This window comes from Metabacillus sp. KUDC1714 (genome assembly GCF_014217835.1).
In the GTDB taxonomy this organism is placed as follows: Bacteria; Bacillota; Bacilli; order Bacillales; family Bacillaceae; genus Metabacillus; species Metabacillus rhizosphaerae.
In genome coordinates this window covers 4,800,994-4,820,813 of the sequence record NZ_CP055263.1, presented here as the reverse complement: position 1 = coordinate 4,820,813, position 19,820 = coordinate 4,800,994, and the positions used below count along the sequence as shown (strand labels likewise).

The following is a 19,820-nucleotide window of genomic DNA, read 5'->3' as shown; positions in this document are numbered from 1 at the left end:
ATGCAAAATGCCAGTTTACAATAAGCTTGTTCGAGACAAAATACCAGAAATCATTGAGAAAACAGGAAAGAAGTATATGACAAAAATCTTATCTAATGAAGAATACATAAAAGAATTACAAACCAAAGGCTTTGAAGAACTAACGGAATATGTTGAAGCAAAGGATAAAGAAAGCTCACTTGAAGAGCTAGCGGATGTTCTTGAGATTATCCACGCGTTAGCAGAGTATCACGGCTCTTCAATCAATCAAATCGAAGAAATTAGGAAAAAGAAAGCTGTTGAGCGTGGAGGTTTTAAAGAAAAAATTTATCTTGTCGAGGTTGATGATGAGTAAGGTTGAATTAATAACGAGCCAGCTAGTTAGTCATATGGTAGAAAAAATAGAAAAGGCTTCAACCATTTGTATTTTAACCTCATTTGTTATGAAATCAGGGGTTGAATTGTTACGCGAGCCATTAAAGTGTGCAGCTGAACGAGGTGCTGATATAAAGTTTTGTACAGGTGACTATCTATATATTACCCAGCCGGAAGCGTTAGAAGTATTGAATACCATTCATGAGAAAATTGAAATTCGCCTATGGAACAACAACGGAATCTCCTTCCATCCAAAGGCGTATTTATTCCATCTTGAAAAGGAAGGGCACCTTGTAATAGGATCTTCGAATCTTTCACGATCAGCGTTAACAAGTGGTGTTGAATGGAATGTTGCCATTCAGAACAGCCCTGATGTGTTTAAAGATGCCCTAGATCAGTTTACAAAGCTTATGTATCATGAGCAAACGATTTCAATTAATGAAGAAAGCATTAAAGGCTACTTTGAAAAACATGAGAAATATCATCAAAAGCATCCAAATCTCGAGAAAAACTGGACAAAGCTAGAAGAGATTGAATTAATGCTCCCTAGTACCGAACCTGAACAGAACGTGTCTGTTATTCTAGAAAATCGAGAGAGCTATGGAGAGATCAAGCCTCGTTTCGCGCAAATTGATGCATTGGAAGAACTAGAGAATACAATAGAGGAAGGATATAAGTCTGCTCTTGTTGTGATGGCAACGGGGTTGGGTAAAACATTTTTAGCAGGATTTTTTGCAGAGCGGTTCAAGTGTATTTTATTTATAGCCCATCGCGAGGAAATTCTATTCCAAGCCAAAAAGTCTTTTTCATCGATAATGAAAAATCGATCGTTTGGGATTTATAACGGGAAGCAGAAAGAGGCAGATGTCGACTGTGTCTTTGCTTCCATTTATACATTAAGTCTTGAACAGCATTTAAACATCTTTCAACCTTCTGATTTTGATTTGATCATAATTGATGAATTCCATCATGCGGCAGCAAAGTCTTATCAACGAGTACTGCACTTTTTCAAACCTGAATTTTTATTAGGGATCACAGCAACACCTGAAAGAAATGACAATAAAGATGTTTATTCAATTTGTGATGGAAATGTTGCCTATCGAATTGATTTTTTAGATGCGATTAAGCAAGAGTGGTTAGCACCATTTCATTATTATGGTGTATACGATGAAACAGACTACAGTCAAATCTCATGGTTAGGTACTCATTATGATGAGGAAGAATTATTACAAGTACAAGTAAAGGATGAAATGGCTCATAACATTTTAACAGCCTGGGAGAAGCATAAAAAAAAAGAACGATTGTATTCTGCTCGTCCATTAGACAGGCTATCTTCTTATCAAACTATTTTAATCAAAATGGTTACCAAACCATCAGCCTGACTTCAAAACAAACAGAGTATCGAAGAGAAGACGTGATCACATTACTCGATCAAGGTAAAATAGATGCGATTTTCACTGTTGATTTGTTCAATGAAGGGGTCGATATCCCAGCCGTTGATACACTCCTTTTTGTAAGACCAACTGAATCATTAACAGTTTTCACTCAACAAATTGGTCGTGGTCTTCGCTTACATCAAGGAAAAGAACACTGTGTCATCATTGATTTAATCGGAAACTACAGAAATGCGGATATTAAATTGAATTTATTTGATACGGAGAAAAAGGAAGGAAAAACAAATAAAACAATTGTACCAACTGTACCAAATAGCTGTGTCATTAATCTAGAACTTAATGTCATTAACCTTCTAAAGGAAATGACAAAAAAGCGCCAGCCAAGGAAAGAGAAACTACTCCAATCATATTTTGATTTAAAGCAAGAGATTGGCCGAATACCAACCTACCTTGAACTCCATTTAAATGGACAAGCGGATTCGATTCAATATCGCCAGGAGTTTAAATCATACATAGGCTTTCTTGATTGGACTGAAGAACTATCAGAAATTGAAAAAACAATATTTTCAAAACATAAAGAATGGGTCAATGAAGTCGAGAAAACGGGAATGGCAAAAAGCTATAAAATGGTCGTGCTATTAGCCATGCTGCAACGAGGGCAATCGGAATGGTATAAACCGATCACCCCACAGGAGGTTGCACCGTTTTTCCATTCCTACTTAACAGAAAAAGAATATCGTAAACGGATCGATTTTTCTGATAAAGAAACGAAAAAACTATGGGATTACAATGTAGAAAAGGTCAGTAGCCTTATCATTAAAATGCCTATGACAAAGTGGAGTGGAAGCCCTAAGGGCCTGATTACCTTTGAAAATAATCAATTTACTCCAAACTTACAAATTGAAGAAGATGATGAAGACATCTTGTTTAACTGGATGAAGGAGATATGTGAGTATAGGCTGCATTATCATTTTGAGAGGAAGGGGAATAAATAGTAAAAATAAAAAAATGAAAAATAATCTTTTTGTAGCCTTGTGCACTTTTATAACGATAAAATAGCATAATACGTTCGTATAATATATATTGCAATTAAATATTTGGACAGTCTCTAAAATACGTTAAAGTGTTGAGAGACTATCCAATGGAGCGGAGTTCAAAAGAGATGTCAATGAAAAGAAAGAAAAAGAACGGGAGAAAACAAAATAAAGTTGAACACTTTGGCACATCCTCATTTCATTGTAAGTTATGTGCTATCAACTTCGAAGTATCATGGCTAGATATTTTTTCTATACAAGATGTAACACATGGATTTGTTGGATTCCAGTTACAAGATGAATATATTTCCTGTCCTAAATGTGGAGGGAATGCTAACGAAGACAGTGCGGATGAACAACAATTATATATAAATAACCAAGATTTTATAAGTGATGACAACCTTCCATTTTAAGGGACTTTGCAGAGTGGAAAATGGAAATTGTTATTTTCCCGAAATAATAGTTACAATCTGTATTAAGTGATGAGTTTTCTGCTAATTAAAAAATAGAATAAAAACGGCCATTTTTCTATTATTCTTAATCATATCCTTTGTTGGAAGATAACTAGAAACTACCTTATGAATTACGAAAGTTCTGGTCAGTAAACTAACTTTTTGTTCTTATTTACTTTGTTAATGGTATATTTTCACTAAATTGCAGCTCAACCTTACTTCAGGTTTTGATTAAAAATAATTGAGGGGAGAAACGGAATATATGAAACTTATCCTATTAATAGATAGAGACTCCGTACTTGCAGGGGATGATTGTGAGTCTCATAAAAAATCAGTCACGATCAAAGAAGATACACCAGTAAACGTATTAATTGAGAAATTAATTAAAAACAAAGAGTATGTTCTAGCATCAATTTATGGTGGAAATGTCCTTTGGAACGTAGAAATGAAAGGATTATGTATTGCACAAGTCATTCAAACAGAAAACAATGACTTTCAAGTGTTTGGTGTGGAACACCTCATCTCGGAATATTGTAAAGAGGATAGTGTTGGAATCAAATTTCGTTATTTTAGGTATCAAGGGAAACATACATTTACTGAAATCGAGAAGCAAAGTTCTGTTCATTATCTTTGGTCACCAATCTATTATTATGCAGGGACTGATTACGCAAAAGAGAATCAAGTCTATTTTGGAAAATGGGGTATGGAGTAGAATGTTATTTGAAGCTTACTTTGCCTTTAGTCAAAAGATTGTACGAATAATCGTACTATTTTGGAGGAAATGATCAATATGTTAAAAATTCGTAACGTTAAAATGGAAGATTTACCTGAACTTGTTGTAATAGAAAATAGTTGCTTTACAATAGAAGAGGCTGCGACAAAAGAAGGATTCGAAAAGCGGATTCACCTTATTCCTGATAGTTTTTTTGTAGCTGAAGAGGATGGAGTGATCATTGGATTAGTCAATGGACCTGTCATAGAAACTGCCTATATTACAGATGATTTATTCAATTATATCAAGGCAAATCCAGCATCTGGCGGTCATCAAAGTATTCTTGGTTTAGCAGTTGCACCACAATTTCAGAAACAAGGTGTGGCATCAGCGTTGCTTGAACATCTTGAAAAAGAAGCCAATACAAACAAACGGGAAACAATAACACTAACTTGTAAAGAAAACTTAATTTCCTTTTATGAAAATCAAGGATACATCAATTGCGGTGTTTCAAATTCTAAACATGGTGGAGTCGTTTGGTACAATATGAGTAAAAAATTGAAGTAAATGTTTTAAAGGAAATATGATAGTAAAATTGATTAAAAGTAGTATAATTTCAAGTGAATTGCAAAAGTAAAATCGTAATACCCATCTATAGGATTCACTAAATTAAAAGATTAGCTTATTAACTAAGGAGTTAAATAGATGAAAGAAAAAAATAAAGATCTCGATTTTTTACATGAAGTAGCTAAAAAGATTTCAGAAAGATCAAAACAAGGTTCTCCGATTTTACCAGACGAAGTTTTTGATTTATTTGAAGTGACATTAGAAACTATTACTGATGTTCGAACGATTGAAATGCCTATTTTTATGCCATTCGTTATTGAAAAGGAAGATGATTTTTATACAGCTAGATGCCACGTCTATCGTGCATGTAGAGGAATAGGGTTTACAGAAGAAGAAGCAATTGAAAAATTAAAGGAAGATATAGATCTCTATAATAAATCATATATTAAAACAGAAAAAAAAATGCAAATGGAAGAAATAATGAATAAAATTTTTCCAAAAGATCGTTTCTAGATGTGGTGAAATAGAATAATCACATGTAATTAAAGTAATAAGCTACGACGTATCGTGGTTTATTTTTTTTGTCTTGCTGTAATTTCTTTATTAAAAGCATTTTAAGTTTTTTATGTAACGCATGTATTGAACAATTCTTCATATCCATGATTATTAAATAAGCTCGAATAATAATAAATAGAAAATAAAATATGAAATAAATAAACAACTAGAAAATAAAGTAGACATCCCTATAGGTCAGGAGGATTGTAAATGGAAGCTCGAATTTAAAAAAAAGACACATAACACATTAACAAAAAAATCAGAGAATCTCTAATAAGTTACTGAAGAATATGGAGAGAGGTGAAGAAAACATCACTTTACATAGGGTGGGGGAGGGAGAAGAAGTATCCATGTAATGACGGCATACTAGATGGAGTTTCAGATGTGTGTAGGTCCACTTTTCTGAAGGGGAAGTAGAATTTAGTATTCGATTGATTGGTAATTCGTGTTATATAGGGTTTTACAGTTTTTAAAATTGCACAGGTATTGAACTAAAAAATAATAACCGTAATGTATTTATTAAAGTGATCCATTGTTTAAGATTAAGTTAAAATTAACAAAAATTGTTTAATAAACTATTACACTAATGATATATTAATAAACGTTAAAATACTCTTTAAAGGAGAATTTTTGATGAACAATACGAGAATGAAAACAATTGAGTTAGAGCTTGTAGCGGAGGTGTGGACGTGACAGGTACGGTAGAGAGGCAGGTCTCAAGATTGTTGAAGTTGCGTAAAATCTGCGGTTATGGTGCAGCCATAGCAGTAACGCCTTATCTACTGATCAAAATCGTATGGACTTTCGGACTCTTCCTTCCAACCGAGCAAATGGGTGATGCCAGCTGGCGAATGATAAACGCAGTTACCGCGGTTCTCGCTGCGATTGGTATCCTTCTTGCAATGGCGTTCTGCAGACCGTGGGGAGAGCGATTACCCGCGTGGATGGTTGCTCTGCCGGTTTGGGTTGGTACCGGGTTACTCGTACCCATGCTCTTGATAGCACCGATTCTAGGACCTGCAGCTATGATCCGGGATCAAGAGGCAGGTGCCGCCGACTTCTGGGTATTCGAGCAAATTTTCGTCATGATCTCGCTTTTCGGGATCGGCATCTTCCTGCCGATTGCATTGGCGGGGTATGCAAAGGCACGTTGGCCAGAGGCGCTGAGTGGAACAACCGACTACAAGGAGTTGCCGGGCAACACTAGACAACTGCAGATCATCTTGGCTAGAATCGTCGCTGCCGGCTGCATCCTACTCGGTGTAATCAAGGTGTTTTGGGCGGTTGGCGGCACTTTCGGCATCGACACGGCAACAATGGATGAACGCGATCTGTGGTGGCACCTCCTATCATTGAGTACAGGTGTGTGGTCCCTTACTGGTGCGTGGGGAATACTGGTGATAGCATCCCGACGTGGGTCGAGGTGGTTTCTGCCCCCAATGGCAGCGGCATGGATTTCCTCGGGAATGCTGTTCTCCAACAACCTATATTCTGCCTTATCTTCAGTTCGACTCGATGCGCCACCCTCCCCAGAATACCCATTGGCATGGTTGTTAACCACAGAGGCCGGCATCGTCTTAGGTGTGATAATGGGGATGATTATCCTGCTGGTGCTGCACGAACGCCGTCGAGCCCTTCGAGATGAGTCCGAGCGAAGTTAATTACACAGTAAATTGTCTTTTAAGCTGTCTAAATGCTTAGTTATAAACGAATCAGTGGTACCATTACTTTGAAAAAAATTATCCGAGTTTCTTGCGTCCTTTTAGAGATATGTTTTTGCCCCTTTTGTTGACCAGACGAGTTTTCACGTAATGTATATCTCGCTAGTATCGTACCTTCTTTTGGCAACTCACGAATATCCACTACCGATACTGAAAATTCAGTCACAAAAAATAGCTTCGTTCCCAACTTGATAAAAACTCATGCTCTCTGCTCGTCTTTTTGCCTTTTAGTCTCGTTGGCCGAACTAATTAGGATAAGTCTTTAATCTTTAACCAAGTCTGATAGTATGTACCTATTCCTGTACCGCGGGATTCTATAAACCATTTTTCAATCTCAGATGTTCTTATTCTTTTAGACATAAAAACACCCCTTTGGCTAAAAATAACAAAGGGGTAAAACATCACAACTTTGTTCAAAACATCTCATCGCTATTATAAACATCGTGACTTTATTTCAATGACAGTTGGTCATTTTGATATTTATCGTTTCAAAATTGAACTTATACAACAATGGATCTTTTACGTTAAGAAATCCTATCCCAAAAAAGGCATACATTCCAAGAATAAAAGTGATCAGTTACTAATCACGCCCCGATTGAGTCATACTCTTTCCCATATACACTATCTTTACTTTCTCCCTGTCTTATACTAAACGACCACAATCTCACTTATAATCCAGCAACAACACCCAAACCTCGACAAAAATCCCTAGCCTCTTAAAAAAAATGACGACAAAAACTAATAGAAAAACAATGTATTGAATATTGACCAAATCCAGCAATTGATGTAACATCATAATAGGTTATATTACATTATATACAATTATACTAAAAGCTAAAAAGGAAAGATGGGGTGATTATATAATAGATCAGTTGAATACTAGAAATAGATCTTTCCTATTCAATTTTTAAGAATCTGAACAAGGGGGAGTCAGATGAAGATTGCCGCAGTTGGTTTTAATTGTGTTGATATTTATGAAAATTTACAAAGATTATACCCTACCGGTAATGGTATCGATTTTGTCATTCATATGAGTCGTTTTGGACTTCAAACCTCTGTCGTTAGCGTTGTCGGGGATGATGAGTACGGTCAATTAATGATCGATACATTAAAAAAAGAGGGAATTGAACTATCACATCTACGTGAAGAAGCAGGGAATACAGCTGTTATTAAGATGCAGCTAAACGGAAATGACCGTGTGCATGGCGAACTTCTTGAAGGAGTCATGAAAGATTTTTCCCTTACAAGTGATGATATCGAATTTCTCAAAGAGTTTGATTATGTTCATACAGATCTATTCGGAAAGGTCATCGATTTGCTTCCTACAATCAGAAGCAATGGCAGCAAAGTAATATTTGACTTCTCTACCTATCATCATAAACCAGAAATCAAAACGATTCTACCTCATGTAAACTATGCATTTTTCTCCTATGATCAGCATGATGAATACATCGAGGAATTTATGAAAAAAGCCAAAAGTCACGGTCCTAAAATTGTAACCGTTACCATCGGTGAAAATGGAAGTCTTTCCTATGATGGAACAACTTTTTATAAGGAAGCAGCAATCGAGGTGGATGTTGTCAACACGGTTGGCGCCGGGGATTCATTTATCGCAGGATTCATGTTTGGAGTGGTCAATGGTTTTAGTGTGCAAGACTGTTTGAAAAATGGTGCAAAAACAGCAGCTGGAGTTATCGCTAAGTTTGAGCCATATTAGGATAATCAAGTTGCAATGATTGTTGGAGTTAGCTTAATAGATTGAAAGGTGGAATTCATATGGTCATAGATGTACATACACATCCCATTTTTTTCGAGGGAATCTGTGATGACGAGGAAACTCTCGCATTTCGGAAGGAGCAGTTTGGGATTTTTAAGCAGTCTCCACAGTCAATCGAGCAAATTTTAGTGGGGATGGATTATGGAGGGATTGATAAATCCGTTTTGCTGCCTGAGGATATTTCAACAATTGCTGGTGGTCATGTTGTTTCAAATGAGGAGATAAAGAAGCTTGTGGACATGGTTCCTGATCGATTTATCGGGTTTGCTAGTGTTGATCCACATCGCCCAGATGCACTTGATGTCCTAGATTATGCATTTAAGGATCTTGGGTTAATGGGGTTAAAGCTGCACCCGTCTAAACAGGCGTTTTATCCGAATGATGAACGATTAAAACCAATTTATGAGAAATGTGTAGAGTACAATAAGCCGATTATGTTTCATGCTGGGATGAGCTGGGAGCCGAATGCGTTAGCAAAGTATTCACAGCCAATACATTTCGAGGAAGTTGCCTTGCATCATCCGGAATTAAGAATTTGCTTAGCCCATTTTGGTTGGCCTTGGATCAATGAAACGATCATGTTAATGCTGAAATATCCTAATGTATATACGGATACGTCCATGCTGTATATGGATACGGCGAAGGATTTTTATGAACAGATTTTCACGAAAAATATGGGACCTTTATGGATTGATCGAAATCTTAAGGATCAGGTCATGTTCGGTTCGAATACACCAAGATTCCGAGCGAATCGCTTAAAGCCAGCACTTGAGAGCTTACCTATGAGAAGGTCAACATTGGATAAAATCTTAGGCACTAACGCTGAAAAATTCTTAGGGCTGAAAGGATAGATGATCAGATGGTGAAATTGACAAATATCGTTTTACTTACTCAGTCAGAGTTTCAGTTAATTAAAATTACGGAAACGGTTCGAGAATTTGTTGCTGAATCTGGGATTCAAAACGGATTGGTCGCGGTGATCACAGCACATACGACAACAGGAATTATGGTGAACGAAGGTCTGGATTGCTTGGAAATTGATATTGAGGAAACACTTGAAAGGCTGATCCCAAAGCATGAACCATATGCGCATGCGCATTTTCTACCATCGTATGGAGCCACAGGAAGTAATGCACCAGGTCATTTGAAGTCGATGTTATCAGGAAATAGCTGTATGTTACCGATCCAGGATGGAAAAATGATTTCTGGCCATGCCCAAGATATTTATTTAGCAGAGTTTGATGGACCGCAAAGTCGAAAGGTCTATATCCAGGTTATTGGGGAGTAAGCATTCATTAGTTATTTGGTGAGGGGAAATTTATAGCACTATAATACGTTATATAATGTTCTAAACTATTCAATAACATAAAATTCATTTGAAAGGGGGGATTGTTTACTAGAGTACTTTTTTAGAATTTTTTGCTGAAGTGTTTAGTTAACTAAGATCTGAATAAGGATTTCAAGGGGGTAATGAAATGAAACGTTGTTGGGGGATCATGTTAAATGTTTTATTGATATTATCATTAATCGTAGGCTGTTCATCCAATTCTACTTCCTCAGATGATGGTTCGTCAGAGGATGGAAAGGTAACATTAACATTTTTACACAGATGGCCAAATGAACCATACAAAACGTTTTATAACGATGTGATTGCTCAGTTTGAAAAAGAAAATCCCAATATTAAAATCGAACAAGTGACAGCCTTAAATGATGATTACAGACAGAAAATCAACGTCATCTTAGGGAATGACAATCCACCAGACATTTTCTTTACCTGGGTAGGAGAATATGGAGATAAGTTCATTAGAGAAAATATTGCCTTAGACATTACAAAATATTATGAAGAAGATAAAGAATGGTCAGAACAGTTAATGGCAACAAAGCCATTTACTTATGAAGGTAAAAATTATGGTGTGCCTCTGTATACAGATTCAAAGGTCTTTTACTACAACAAAGAAATGTTTGCCAAACACAATTTAACACCACCAGAGACTTGGACTGAGTTTATGGATCTATTAAAAACGTTAAAAGAGAAAAAAGAAACACCGATTTTATTAGGAAATAAATTCCCGTGGGCAGGTGGACATTATATTACATCTCTGAATCAACGAATGGTGAAGCCTGAAACTTTAGCAAAAGATAATACGTTTGGAGAAAGTGAGTTCACCGATCCGATGTATATAGAGGCATTAAAGAAGTTAGACGAACTCCAACCATATTTTAATGAAAATACAAACTCTTTGGGGCATGAGGAAGCGAGAAACTTCTTCTTAAATGGAGAATCTGCGATGATTTTCCTAGAAACATTTGAGGCACCTTTTATTGAGGAAGCTGAGTTTGAGTGGGATACCTTTAAATTCCCGACTGTTGAAGGTGGGGAAGGAACACAATCAGGAATCATCGGTGCACCGGAAGGATTTATGGTTTCACAAGCATCTAAACATCCAGATGAAGCAATGAAATTCTTGAAATTCCTTACTTCAAAAGAAATTGGCGAAAAACTGATGACAGAAGCAGGTATGCCAAGTGCGGTAATAGGCGCTGTAAATGAAAATACAGCAACTGACATGGAGATTAAGCTAACGAATATGATTGCCGAAACAGATGATATTTTAAACTGGTTAGACAACTCTGTTGATTCTAGAGTCGCAAAGCCTTATATAGAAGGTGTTCAACAAATGCATGCGGGAACGGCAACTCCTGAACAGGTAATGGAGCAAGTACAAGCCGCAGCTAAATCCATAAAGAAATAAGAATCAAAAGCGCAAGCGCCCGCTTAGCGACGTATGGACTGGACTGAGCCGTAGGAGATAAAGGAAACACGAAGAGCACAAGCGATTCGATGTTGACTTATCATACAGAGGTGAGGGAAGTCCACTTCTGCTTTAGTGCTGGAGCTGGATGCAAAGCGCTCATACTAAGTACAAGAAATATACATTTTCCTAAGAAGGAAACAAAACCGTGTTGACTAGCTTAAACCCTAGTCAACACATACCTTAAATCTATTTGTAAAGGGATGTCATATATGATCCAAAAACGATTTTTTCAGTATTTGTATTTAGCCCCGGCGTTTCTTTTACTCCTTCTATTTGTCTATTACCCGATTGTAAAAAATTTTTGGTTAAGCTTTTTTGAGTGGAGTCCATTTTCACCAGAAAAAGAGTTTATCGATATCGCAAATTATACTCGTCTTTTTCAAGATCCTATTTTTTATACGGCATTAAAGAATAACTTAGTATTTGTTGGAACATCCGTTGTTTTCCAGGTTATTGGTGGGTTAATCTTAGCTGCAATCCTTGAGGACATCATTTTCAGGAGATTTTCGACCTTCCTAAGAACCGTCTACTTTCTTCCTGTGTTAATATCAATGGCTGTTATCGGGATTCTCTTTCAGTATATTTATAATCCTGAGATTGGTTTGCTCAATGCCTTTTTAACGCTAATCGGACTAGAGTCTCTCGCTACGGGCTGGTTAGGAAACCATGAAACCGCGATGTATGCTGTGATTGCTGTTTCACAATGGCAAAATATTGGCTGGGCAGCGATGCTTTATATTCTAGCTTTACAAAAGATTCCTCAAGAGCTATATGAAGCTGCAACGATTGATGGTGCGAACAGAGTCCAACGCTTTCTAAATGTAACAGTGCCACAGTCGAAGGAAATGATCTTCGTTATGTCTGTGTACACAATAACTGGATCATTCTTAGTGTTTAATGAAGTATTTGTTCTAACCGTCGGCGGTCCGGCAAATGCCACCCAAGTATTTAGTACGTATTTATATCAAAAGGCGTTTATTGATAGTGAGTTAGGCTACGCATCGGCTATTGCAAATGTCATGTTAATGATTACGTTAGTTTTTTACTTATTCCAAGCAAAACTATTTAAAACAGGGGAGGAGTGAGGAAATGAGTAACCTTCAAAACCAATCGACTGACCTACAATTGAATGCAACCATTCTTCCTGAAAAGAAAAGATCAAAACTTAATGGAACAACGATTGGAGCCTTCTTCGTCTCCATCCTTTTGTTCCTCTACTTTGTCGCAATTGCATACCCGTTATTTTGGATGATTATTAATTCATTCAAAGACACAAAGTCAATTTTTACTAGCAGTTGGGCAATGCCAGAAAAGTGGCTTATTTCAAATTATGTGGAAGCATGGAACATCGGAGTGTCCACATACTTCTTAAATAGTGTGATTGTGACCACATTAACATGTCTATTTACCGTATTATGTGGAGCGCTTTGTGCTTATGCGTTAGCTAGATTTCAATTAAAAGGGGAAAAGTTTTTTCTATTGTTTGTATCTGCAGGGTTAATGTTTGCTCCACAGGTTGCGCTTATTCCACTTTATGAATTAACGCAAAATCTAGGAATCTATGATACGTACTGGGCACTTGTATTACCTTTTGTCGCCTATCGGTTACCGTTATCCATTCTGATTATTCGCGCATTTTTTCTATCGATTCCAAAGGAGCTTGAAGAAGCTGCGCGGATCGATGGCTGTAATAGCTTTCAAATATTCTATAAAATTTTCTTACCAATTAGTAAGCCTGTTATCTTTACAACCATAATTTTAGCTGCTTACTTCGCATGGAATGAAATCTTGTTCTCCGTTCTCTTCATTCAAAGCGAATCTCTTAAACCGATCACAGCTGGTTTATTAGTATTCAGAGATGCATTAAGAACTGATTGGGGAGTGTTAATGGCAGGACTTGTGATGTCAGCCATTCCACTTATCATCCTGTTTATTTTCACACAAAAGTATTTTATCAGAGGATTAGCCGCAGGAAGTATAAAGGGTTAACGACAAAGAGAGCAGAATAACGCTCTCTTTGTCAAAAAAAATTCTGAAAGTGGTTGACTGAATTGTTGAAAAGGGATACATTATACATAACGTATTATAATGTATTATAACGAATTTTGTTTTTATCTCCTTACTTAGAAAGTGAGGAAAATGATAAATAAAAAATGGGAGTGAGAGAAATGTTGAATTTTAATCAAGAGAAATACTTACAGGTGACAAGAGGGGCAGTAGCACTTAGAAGTGAGATCGAAGAAATTGTTGAGAAAGTGAGTCAACAAGAGTACAAGAATATTTTTTTACTAGGATCTGGTGGAGCTGTTGCGACTTTTTATCCGTTTGAATATATGATCAAGTCAACATCATCAATCCCTGTTTATGCTGAAATTGCCGCTGAATTTGTTGTGATGAACAATCAACAATTTAACGAAAAGTCACTAGTCATCCTATCCTCACTTTCTGGTACGACAGAGGAAACAGTTGCTGCTGCAAAGTATTGTAAGGAAAAAGGCGCGACAACAATTGGAATCACAGGTGAATACCATAAGCCTTTAGCTGATACAGTTGATTATCCAATCGTGAATTATGCGGAAAATGACTTCGCGGGTGATTCAAATCAATTAATTCTCTCGTTCTTAATTTTTAATCTCATGCATAAAAAAGGTGACTTTCCAAAATATGAAGCATTCGCGGAACAACTAGAAGCACTTCCAGAACTATTACTGGGTGTAAAAGAGGAAGCTGATTCAAAAGCATGTGAGTTTGCTGAAACGTATAAAGATGAGCCATATCATATTTTAGTCGGAGCAGGAAATACGATGGGACGTGCCTATTCCTATGCCATGTGTGTACTTGAAGAAATGCAATGGATTAAAACAAAATCAATTCATGCCGCTGAATTTTTCCATGGAACATTAGAAATTGTGGAAGAAGACACAAGTATGATTTTACTTAAAGGCGAAGACGAAACACGCCCTCTAATGGAACGAGTTGAACGATTTGCTGAGAAGTATACGAAAAAACTAACAGTGTTTGATACTCAAGATTACGAGTTAAAGGGGATTGTTCCTGAGTTTCGAAAATACTTATCACCGATTGTGACCTCAACTGTTCTTCAACGTGTGAGCGTTCATTTAGAAGAGAAACGGAATCATTCGTTAGAAACGAGAAGATATTATCGTAAAGTAGCTTATTAATCGGTATTTATGAGGAGGTAAAGACTCTACTAACCGATTTGGTATAGTAGAGTCTTATCCAATGTTGAGTTTTTCTTAGAAAAATGTTTACTTTTTATCGCAAACTACACTATGATAAATTCAATTAATAGATAGAGATAAGTTGAAGGGTGGGGGCAGGATGAAGTTACTTGCTGTAGGTGACAATGTCGTTGATTATTATGAAGATCGTGAAGAAATGTTTCCAGGTGGTAATGCCTTAAATGTTGCGGTGTTTTGGAAACAAAACGGTGGTGAGGATGTATCTTATATAGGGATCGTCGGCAATGATGAAGAGGGTGATCACATTATTGATTCGTTAAAAAATGAAGATATTAATGTATCACGTGTAAGGAGAGCCATTGGTCCATCAGGAGTTGCTGTCGTCACATTAGACGAAAATGGGGACCGGAAGTTTGTTGGTTCAAATAAGGGTGGTGTTCAATCGCTTCTTAAACTTACATTTTCTGAATCTGAACTTGATTACATAAGTAGTCATTCACTGCTCCATACTAGCGTATTTAGCCGGTTGGAAAGTGAACTACCCTTGCTAAAAAAATATATTAATCTATCATTTGATTTTTCAACTACGTATGATGATGAATATTTAGCCCAAGTATGCCCTTATCTTACATTTGGTATTTTCTCTGGCGGTGATTTAACGAGAAAAGAATGTGAGGTACTAATAAATAGGGCTCACAATTTGGGTACACGTAATGTTCTTGTCACGAGAGGGGAAGAAGGGGCATTATTCTCTGATACACATAATTTATATGAACAAGGGATTGTCGAGACAGAGGTAGTTGATACATTAGGAGCAGGCGATACTTTTGTTGCAATCTTTTTGAAGGAATATTTAGTAAAGCCTTATGCAAAACAAGCGATGGCGATTGCTGCAGTTGTTGCGGCAGAAACATGTAAACGCTACGGTGCGTTTGGATACGGTAAAAAGAAGACGATCAGAGATGTTCCACTTTTTAAATAAGCAATTTAAAGATTACTTCTACTAGAATGAATATGAGATTGTGAGAGTAGAAGGGGCCTTAGAATAAGTAGTTCCGATGCTATTGAAAAAGTCAAAAATAACAGTGCAAATTAACTATGAAAACGCTTGGATTCCTGAACCCAAGCGTTTTCGTTTTGCCTACAGGGACATGAAAAGAGTGAACCAACAAGAGTTTATGCTCAATTAAGTGGGAAAGTAAGGCACTAATTCTATAGTCAATAATTTTAAAGATAGATATTATAAGGAAAGTTTTAAAAAGAGCGCAGTTTTCGAGCGCTCTTTTTGAAATGAGGCCATATTGTTGAGGTACCACTTTTAGGAAATTATGATAAAATTAGTGTGGGTATGTGATTAGAAGGTCAACTGATTTACTGGGAGGAATTCTTATGAATTTGTATAAAGACAAAGGAAATAGCTTATCCCAAAAAATAACTTTACTATTCCTTGAAACAATTATTTTAATGATAGCCGGGTGGTTTTTATTTTTTCAGGGTGGACAACAATTACATAAATGGATTGGGTGGAGGTTTTCAGAAGGTAATAATATACGAAATACTATCTTATTTATTTTGTTTTTAATTGTATATGGGCGTATGTATGTTACAATATTTTATCTATTAAAAAGAAAAATGCCATGGGGGGAAGCCTTTACTATCCCTTTAGCTTTTTCGTTATATTATATTGGTTTTTCACTTTTATCTCTAACAACTAATAAAGCTCTAACATTACTAGATATAATATATATTTTTCTATTTTTATTTGGTTCATTTCTTAACACCTATTCTGAACTGCAACGGAATAAATGGAAAAAGAACACTGATAATAAAGGGAAATTATACACCAATGGGTTATTTAAATACTCCATGCATATAAATTACTTTGGAGATCTAGTTTGGGTAACAGCTTTGGCCTTATTTACCAGAACACCTTGGGCGTTGAGCATACCGATAATTTTGTTCTGCTTGTTTGCTTTTTATAACATACCCATTTTAGATAAGTACTTATCAGAAAAATATGGAAGTCAATTTGACAAATATAGAAAGGTTACCAAAAAATTTATTCCATTTATTTACTGAATAATATTTCCCTAGAACTCTTACAGCAGAAGATGCACCCCTAAAAGGAGGTGGTTAAAATGATGGCTTTATTGATAGCTATCTGTGTTATTTCGTATGGTTATATCGTGTTTAAATTGATTGAAACTAAAATACTTAAATATTTATTGACGGCACAAGGCTGTGGAGTGTAAAACAGGTTTATCCGGGAAGTTAGCCTTACCTTAATAGTTATCTTATTTGTTTAATTTTTGATATTTATTAATAAGTATATCTAGTTCCTTACTACATTTTAAAGCCTCATTGGATATTATACCAAACTTATCAACGATCAAATGGAGTTCTTCACGTTTATATTCAATTACTAAAAGTAATTTATTTTTCTTATCCATAATTTCATCCTCAAAAGATTTATCCACGTTTTGATAAAACGATAGTCGAATATTATATCTATAGAACATTAACTCAAGAATATTCAACTCTTGAAAAGGTCTTACTTAGTATCATTAAGTAGTGGAAACCAAATAAGTATAGACATATTATTTAGAAAGCCTACAGTTATCATTGAAAACTCTTTTTAAATAATACTAATACTATATTTGGAAATTGTATAGTAAATTTAAGAAGTTATTTTCCATAAATGGAATTTAAAATAGTGCAAATGTAATTGTTTAATAACCTAAAGAGTTCTCTTTTTTGAAATATGGTATCTTTAATATATTAAAAAAAGGGTTGTTTTTTTATTAATAAATTTTCCGAGTTCAACAAGGAGATTGAAGAATGAATAAAGTTCCATTTTATATTTTAGAATCAAAGCAATATTGTAGCTCAAAAGGCATGAATACAAATGATATACCTTTTCCGAAATTATGTTTAATGAAAGATGTCCATATTCAAAGAGTTTCGGAATATCAAGAGTTTCTAACTGTATCAAGACATTTCATAAAAAAATTACTCTTTTTTATGAAGAACACGCCCACATTGGTAGTAATCTCAGATGATAAGGGATACGTCCTTGAAATGTATGGCGATCAAACCATCCAAAGCATGGTTCATTCCTTAGGTATCCAAGAAGGAGTTTTATTTGATGAATCAGGAGTAGGGACTAATTCCATTTCCTTAGCATTGAAGCATAAAGAGCCTATTCAACTAATTGGAACCGATCATTATCATGATTGTTTACATTCAACTACTTGTATGACAGTCCCTTTTTATTTTGAGGACCTAGAAAGAAGATCAGGTACTGTCTCAATTATGAGTACAATTGATTACGCAAGCTCTTTTCATTTAGGTTTGTTATCTTCTGCTGTGGACTCTATTGAGAGGGAGCTGAAAATTAGAAAACAAAATAGGCGTTTAAATATATTACATCAAGTAATGGTTGATTCTACACAAAATGGGATTGTTATCATAGATACAAAAGGAATCATAACTGAATTTAACCAGGCTGGTGAGTATATAACAGGTTTTGATAAAGACATGGTAATCGGCTCGCATATAGACATTTTGAAACCAATCAGTTCCTATGTAAATAAAATATTAAAAAATGGTAGCAAATATAAAAATTTAGAAGTAACATTTTACTCTTTAATTGAAGGCAAAGAGAAAACTAGCTTATTTGACGCTTTACCAATTTATGATGAAAATAACAGTTTACTAGGTGCTTTTGTCCAATTTAGGGATATTTCTGACCGAATTGAACTTGAAAAACAAGTAATAGCAACAGAGAAACTTTCGCTAATTGGTAAACTCGGAGCCGGTTTAGCGCACGAAATTCGAAATCCCCTTACTTCTGTTATAGGATTTATTCAATTATTAAAAAAAGAGGTTGGGAAAAAACACACAGAAAAACACTTTAAGATAATCTTAGATGAACTCGAAAGAATCAAACGCTTAGTGAATCAATTGATGATGATGGCAAAACCAAGTACTAATGAAAGAACAGAATGCAATATAGTGGAGCTTACAAAAGAAACCATTTATCTAATGAATAGTCAAGCCACTCAACATAACGTAACAGTCGATTTTCAAACAGGTTTAAAAGAAAATTTACATATATTGATTGATGAATCACAGATTAAACAAGTGCTCATTAATATCATAAAAAATGCAATCGAAGCCATTGATAATGGTGGCAACATAAACGTCTCTCTTGCTCAAGTTAGTCATTTAAATGATTATTACATTGAAATTGAAGTAAAAGATGATGGTAATGGGTTGACTGAAGAGCAATTGAAGAAACTTTTTACCCCATTTTATTCTTCGAAAGAAAAAGGGCTGGGTCTTGGATTATCTATTTGCAAACAAATTATTGAATCTCATAAAGGTAAAATGGAGGTATCCTCGTTTATAAATGAGGGCACCACTTTTAAGATTAAACTACCGAGATAACTTAACTTGTCCAGTCTTGAGGATTGAAGGAGATTATATAGTCCAGGAACGAATTCTTATTGTCCTAGACTATATATGTAAAAAAATTGTTATTGAGCTGCCTTTACAAAAGAGTACCCTATAGATAGACATTAGTCTTCAAATTTGATTAACGAAAGGGGTGCAATCCTTCGACAAGTAGTTGTTTTTATAGTAGTGATAGTTCCTTTATACCATGGGTTGAATTTATTCTATAAATGATAATAGAAAGTGATGAGTTTGCAGCGATTCCATCTATTTATTATTAAATAAGGATATTAATAGTAGAGTCTGTAATTGTTACAGAAAATATGAAATTATTGATATTAATAGTTTCATTAACAAAGTTAAGATCAGGAGTGAAATGAAAGTGGGTTGTTTTGGATCTATCTTTAGGTTTATGTTTTTTGTACTATGTACTCTTGTCATTGTTTGGTTCGGAGGTTTGTCAATTGTGACCTTCTTCTCTGCTTTGTTTGGAGAAAGCTGGATTATTTTCTGGAAGGTATTTGCAGTCTGGATTGCAGCAAATTACGGAATTGGCTGGCTGTTTGAAGTTCGCTGGAAAAATGATGATACGGCGGGGGAAGGCTGCTTTGCAACTTTTATTTATTTCACTAGTATACTTATTTTTAGGGGAATCAATAAAATTGGAATGATATTTAATAAAAGATAAACAGTCTTTCTAGTTCCCAAAACGACAATACCTATTTTATATGTAATAAAAGAAGGAGATAGCTCAAGTCAATAATCTATGGATTGGGTTGA

Annotated in this window: 18 protein-coding genes and 1 pseudogene; 18 read left to right on the top strand and 1 reads right to left on the bottom strand. The window is 35.5% G+C overall.

From position 1 onward, the window contains the following. Positions 1–7 precede the first annotated feature (7 nt). From HUW50_RS22200 to HUW50_RS22120, 16 genes and pseudogenes are all read left to right on the top strand, one after another. Positions 8–334 carry a nucleoside triphosphate pyrophosphohydrolase gene (locus HUW50_RS22200; protein ID WP_185653286.1) on the top strand — a complete coding sequence of 109 codons (327 nt, stop codon included), beginning with the start codon at positions 8–10 and terminating at the stop codon, positions 332–334. Beyond that, positions 327–2,743 (top strand): annotated as a pseudogene (locus HUW50_RS22195) (DEAD/DEAH box helicase family protein). Before HUW50_RS22200 ends, HUW50_RS22195 begins: the two are co-directional and overlap by 8 nt. A 146-nt stretch (positions 2,744–2,889) precedes the next feature. Then, positions 2,890–3,195: a hypothetical protein gene (locus tag HUW50_RS22190; RefSeq protein WP_185653285.1), complete on the top strand. Its 306-nt coding sequence runs from the start codon at positions 2,890–2,892 to the stop codon at positions 3,193–3,195. A gap of 301 nt (positions 3,196–3,496) precedes the next feature. Next, complete coding sequence (locus HUW50_RS22185) at positions 3,497–3,946, top strand: hypothetical protein (RefSeq protein WP_185653284.1); 450 nt, start codon at positions 3,497–3,499, stop codon at positions 3,944–3,946. A gap of 78 nt (positions 3,947–4,024) precedes the next feature. Then, positions 4,025–4,513 (top strand): GNAT family N-acetyltransferase, encoded by a 489-nt coding sequence (locus tag HUW50_RS22180; protein ID WP_185653283.1) that lies wholly within the window; start codon positions 4,025–4,027, stop codon positions 4,511–4,513. Between the two features lie 138 nt (positions 4,514–4,651). After that, the gene (locus HUW50_RS22175) at positions 4,652–5,026 is read left to right on the top strand and encodes a hypothetical protein (RefSeq protein WP_066333843.1); all 375 of its coding nucleotides are present in this window, start codon (positions 4,652–4,654) and stop codon (positions 5,024–5,026) included. 731 nt (positions 5,027–5,757) lie between these two features. Next, positions 5,758–6,729, top strand: coding sequence for a hypothetical protein (locus tag HUW50_RS22170; RefSeq protein ID WP_185653282.1), 972 nt, complete (start codon positions 5,758–5,760; stop codon positions 6,727–6,729). A 994-nt stretch (positions 6,730–7,723) separates the two neighbouring features. Then, positions 7,724–8,506 (top strand): fructoselysine 6-kinase, encoded by a 783-nt coding sequence (gene frlD, locus HUW50_RS22160; protein WP_066333853.1) that lies wholly within the window; start codon positions 7,724–7,726, stop codon positions 8,504–8,506. Positions 8,507–8,565: 59 nt separating this feature from the next. Then, a complete protein-coding gene (locus tag HUW50_RS22155; protein WP_185653281.1) occupies positions 8,566–9,417 on the top strand; it encodes an amidohydrolase family protein in 852 nt (283 codons plus the stop codon). Positions 9,418–9,425: 8 nt separating this feature from the next. Continuing rightward, positions 9,426–9,854 (top strand): secondary thiamine-phosphate synthase enzyme YjbQ, encoded by a 429-nt coding sequence (locus HUW50_RS22150; RefSeq protein WP_066333868.1) that lies wholly within the window; start codon positions 9,426–9,428, stop codon positions 9,852–9,854. Positions 9,855–10,041: 187 nt separating this feature from the next. Continuing rightward, the gene (locus HUW50_RS22145) at positions 10,042–11,319 is read left to right on the top strand and encodes an ABC transporter substrate-binding protein (protein ID WP_185653280.1); all 1,278 of its coding nucleotides are present in this window, start codon (positions 10,042–10,044) and stop codon (positions 11,317–11,319) included. Between the two features lie 272 nt (positions 11,320–11,591). Next, positions 11,592–12,467, top strand: a complete 876-nt coding sequence (locus HUW50_RS22140; protein WP_185653279.1) for a carbohydrate ABC transporter permease — start codon at positions 11,592–11,594, stop codon at positions 12,465–12,467. 4 nt (positions 12,468–12,471) lie between these two features. Then, entirely contained in the window at positions 12,472–13,371 is a 900-nt protein-coding gene (locus HUW50_RS22135) for a carbohydrate ABC transporter permease (protein WP_185653278.1), read from the top strand. Between the two features lie 179 nt (positions 13,372–13,550). Further along, positions 13,551–14,564 (top strand): SIS domain-containing protein, encoded by a 1,014-nt coding sequence (locus HUW50_RS22130; protein ID WP_066333883.1) that lies wholly within the window; start codon positions 13,551–13,553, stop codon positions 14,562–14,564. A gap of 160 nt (positions 14,565–14,724) precedes the next feature. Beyond that, positions 14,725–15,567: a PfkB family carbohydrate kinase gene (locus tag HUW50_RS22125; protein ID WP_066333884.1), complete on the top strand. Its 843-nt coding sequence runs from the start codon at positions 14,725–14,727 to the stop codon at positions 15,565–15,567. Positions 15,568–15,974: 407 nt separating this feature from the next. Then, positions 15,975–16,664 carry a methyltransferase family protein gene (locus tag HUW50_RS22120; protein ID WP_083964649.1) on the top strand — a complete coding sequence of 230 codons (690 nt, stop codon included), beginning with the start codon at positions 15,975–15,977 and terminating at the stop codon, positions 16,662–16,664. A 215-nt stretch (positions 16,665–16,879) separates the two neighbouring features. Here the strand turns inward: HUW50_RS22120 and HUW50_RS22115 are convergent, their stop codons facing one another. Next, a complete protein-coding gene (locus HUW50_RS22115) occupies positions 16,880–17,035 on the bottom strand; it encodes an aspartyl-phosphate phosphatase Spo0E family protein (RefSeq protein WP_157094412.1) in 156 nt (51 codons plus the stop codon). A gap of 388 nt (positions 17,036–17,423) precedes the next feature. Between HUW50_RS22115 and HUW50_RS22110 the strand changes: the two genes are divergently transcribed. Together HUW50_RS22110 and HUW50_RS27200 are read left to right on the top strand one after the other, a co-directional pair. After that, positions 17,424–19,034 carry an ATP-binding protein gene (locus HUW50_RS22110; RefSeq protein WP_185653277.1) on the top strand — a complete coding sequence of 537 codons (1,611 nt, stop codon included), beginning with the start codon at positions 17,424–17,426 and terminating at the stop codon, positions 19,032–19,034. A gap of 382 nt (positions 19,035–19,416) precedes the next feature. Then, a complete protein-coding gene (locus HUW50_RS27200; RefSeq protein WP_260445571.1) occupies positions 19,417–19,728 on the top strand; it encodes a hypothetical protein in 312 nt (103 codons plus the stop codon). The last annotated feature ends 92 nt before the right edge of the window (positions 19,729–19,820 follow it).

What these genes read in the sequence shown, in the direction of transcription:
- HUW50_RS22155 (WP_185653281.1), top strand. Translation starts at nt 8,566, where the DNA reads ATGGTCATAGATGTACATACACATCCCATTTTTTTCGAGGGAATCTGT.
- HUW50_RS22125 (WP_066333884.1), top strand. Translation starts at nt 14,725, where the DNA reads ATGAAGTTACTTGCTGTAGGTGACAATGTCGTTGATTATTATGAAGAT.
- HUW50_RS22110 (WP_185653277.1), top strand. Translation starts at nt 17,424, where the DNA reads ATGAATAAAGTTCCATTTTATATTTTAGAATCAAAGCAATATTGTAGC.
- HUW50_RS22145 (WP_185653280.1), top strand. Translation starts at nt 10,042, where the DNA reads ATGAAACGTTGTTGGGGGATCATGTTAAATGTTTTATTGATATTATCA.
- HUW50_RS22190 (WP_185653285.1), top strand. Translation starts at nt 2,890, where the DNA reads ATGGAGCGGAGTTCAAAAGAGATGTCAATGAAAAGAAAGAAAAAGAAC.
- HUW50_RS22130 (WP_066333883.1), top strand. Translation starts at nt 13,551, where the DNA reads ATGTTGAATTTTAATCAAGAGAAATACTTACAGGTGACAAGAGGGGCA.
- frlD (WP_066333853.1), top strand. Translation starts at nt 7,724, where the DNA reads ATGAAGATTGCCGCAGTTGGTTTTAATTGTGTTGATATTTATGAAAAT.
- HUW50_RS22150 (WP_066333868.1), top strand. Translation starts at nt 9,426, where the DNA reads ATGGTGAAATTGACAAATATCGTTTTACTTACTCAGTCAGAGTTTCAG.
- HUW50_RS22120 (WP_083964649.1), top strand. Translation starts at nt 15,975, where the DNA reads ATGAATTTGTATAAAGACAAAGGAAATAGCTTATCCCAAAAAATAACT.
- HUW50_RS22200 (WP_185653286.1), top strand. Translation starts at nt 8, where the DNA reads ATGCCAGTTTACAATAAGCTTGTTCGAGACAAAATACCAGAAATCATT.
- HUW50_RS22135 (WP_185653278.1), top strand. Translation starts at nt 12,472, where the DNA reads ATGAGTAACCTTCAAAACCAATCGACTGACCTACAATTGAATGCAACC.
- HUW50_RS22180 (WP_185653283.1), top strand. Translation starts at nt 4,025, where the DNA reads ATGTTAAAAATTCGTAACGTTAAAATGGAAGATTTACCTGAACTTGTT.
- HUW50_RS22115 (WP_157094412.1), bottom strand. Translation starts at nt 17,035, where the DNA reads ATGGATAAGAAAAATAAATTACTTTTAGTAATTGAATATAAACGTGAA.
- HUW50_RS27200 (WP_260445571.1), top strand. Translation starts at nt 19,417, where the DNA reads ATGAAAGTGGGTTGTTTTGGATCTATCTTTAGGTTTATGTTTTTTGTA.
- HUW50_RS22175 (WP_066333843.1), top strand. Translation starts at nt 4,652, where the DNA reads ATGAAAGAAAAAAATAAAGATCTCGATTTTTTACATGAAGTAGCTAAA.
- HUW50_RS22185 (WP_185653284.1), top strand. Translation starts at nt 3,497, where the DNA reads ATGAAACTTATCCTATTAATAGATAGAGACTCCGTACTTGCAGGGGAT.
- HUW50_RS22140 (WP_185653279.1), top strand. Translation starts at nt 11,592, where the DNA reads ATGATCCAAAAACGATTTTTTCAGTATTTGTATTTAGCCCCGGCGTTT.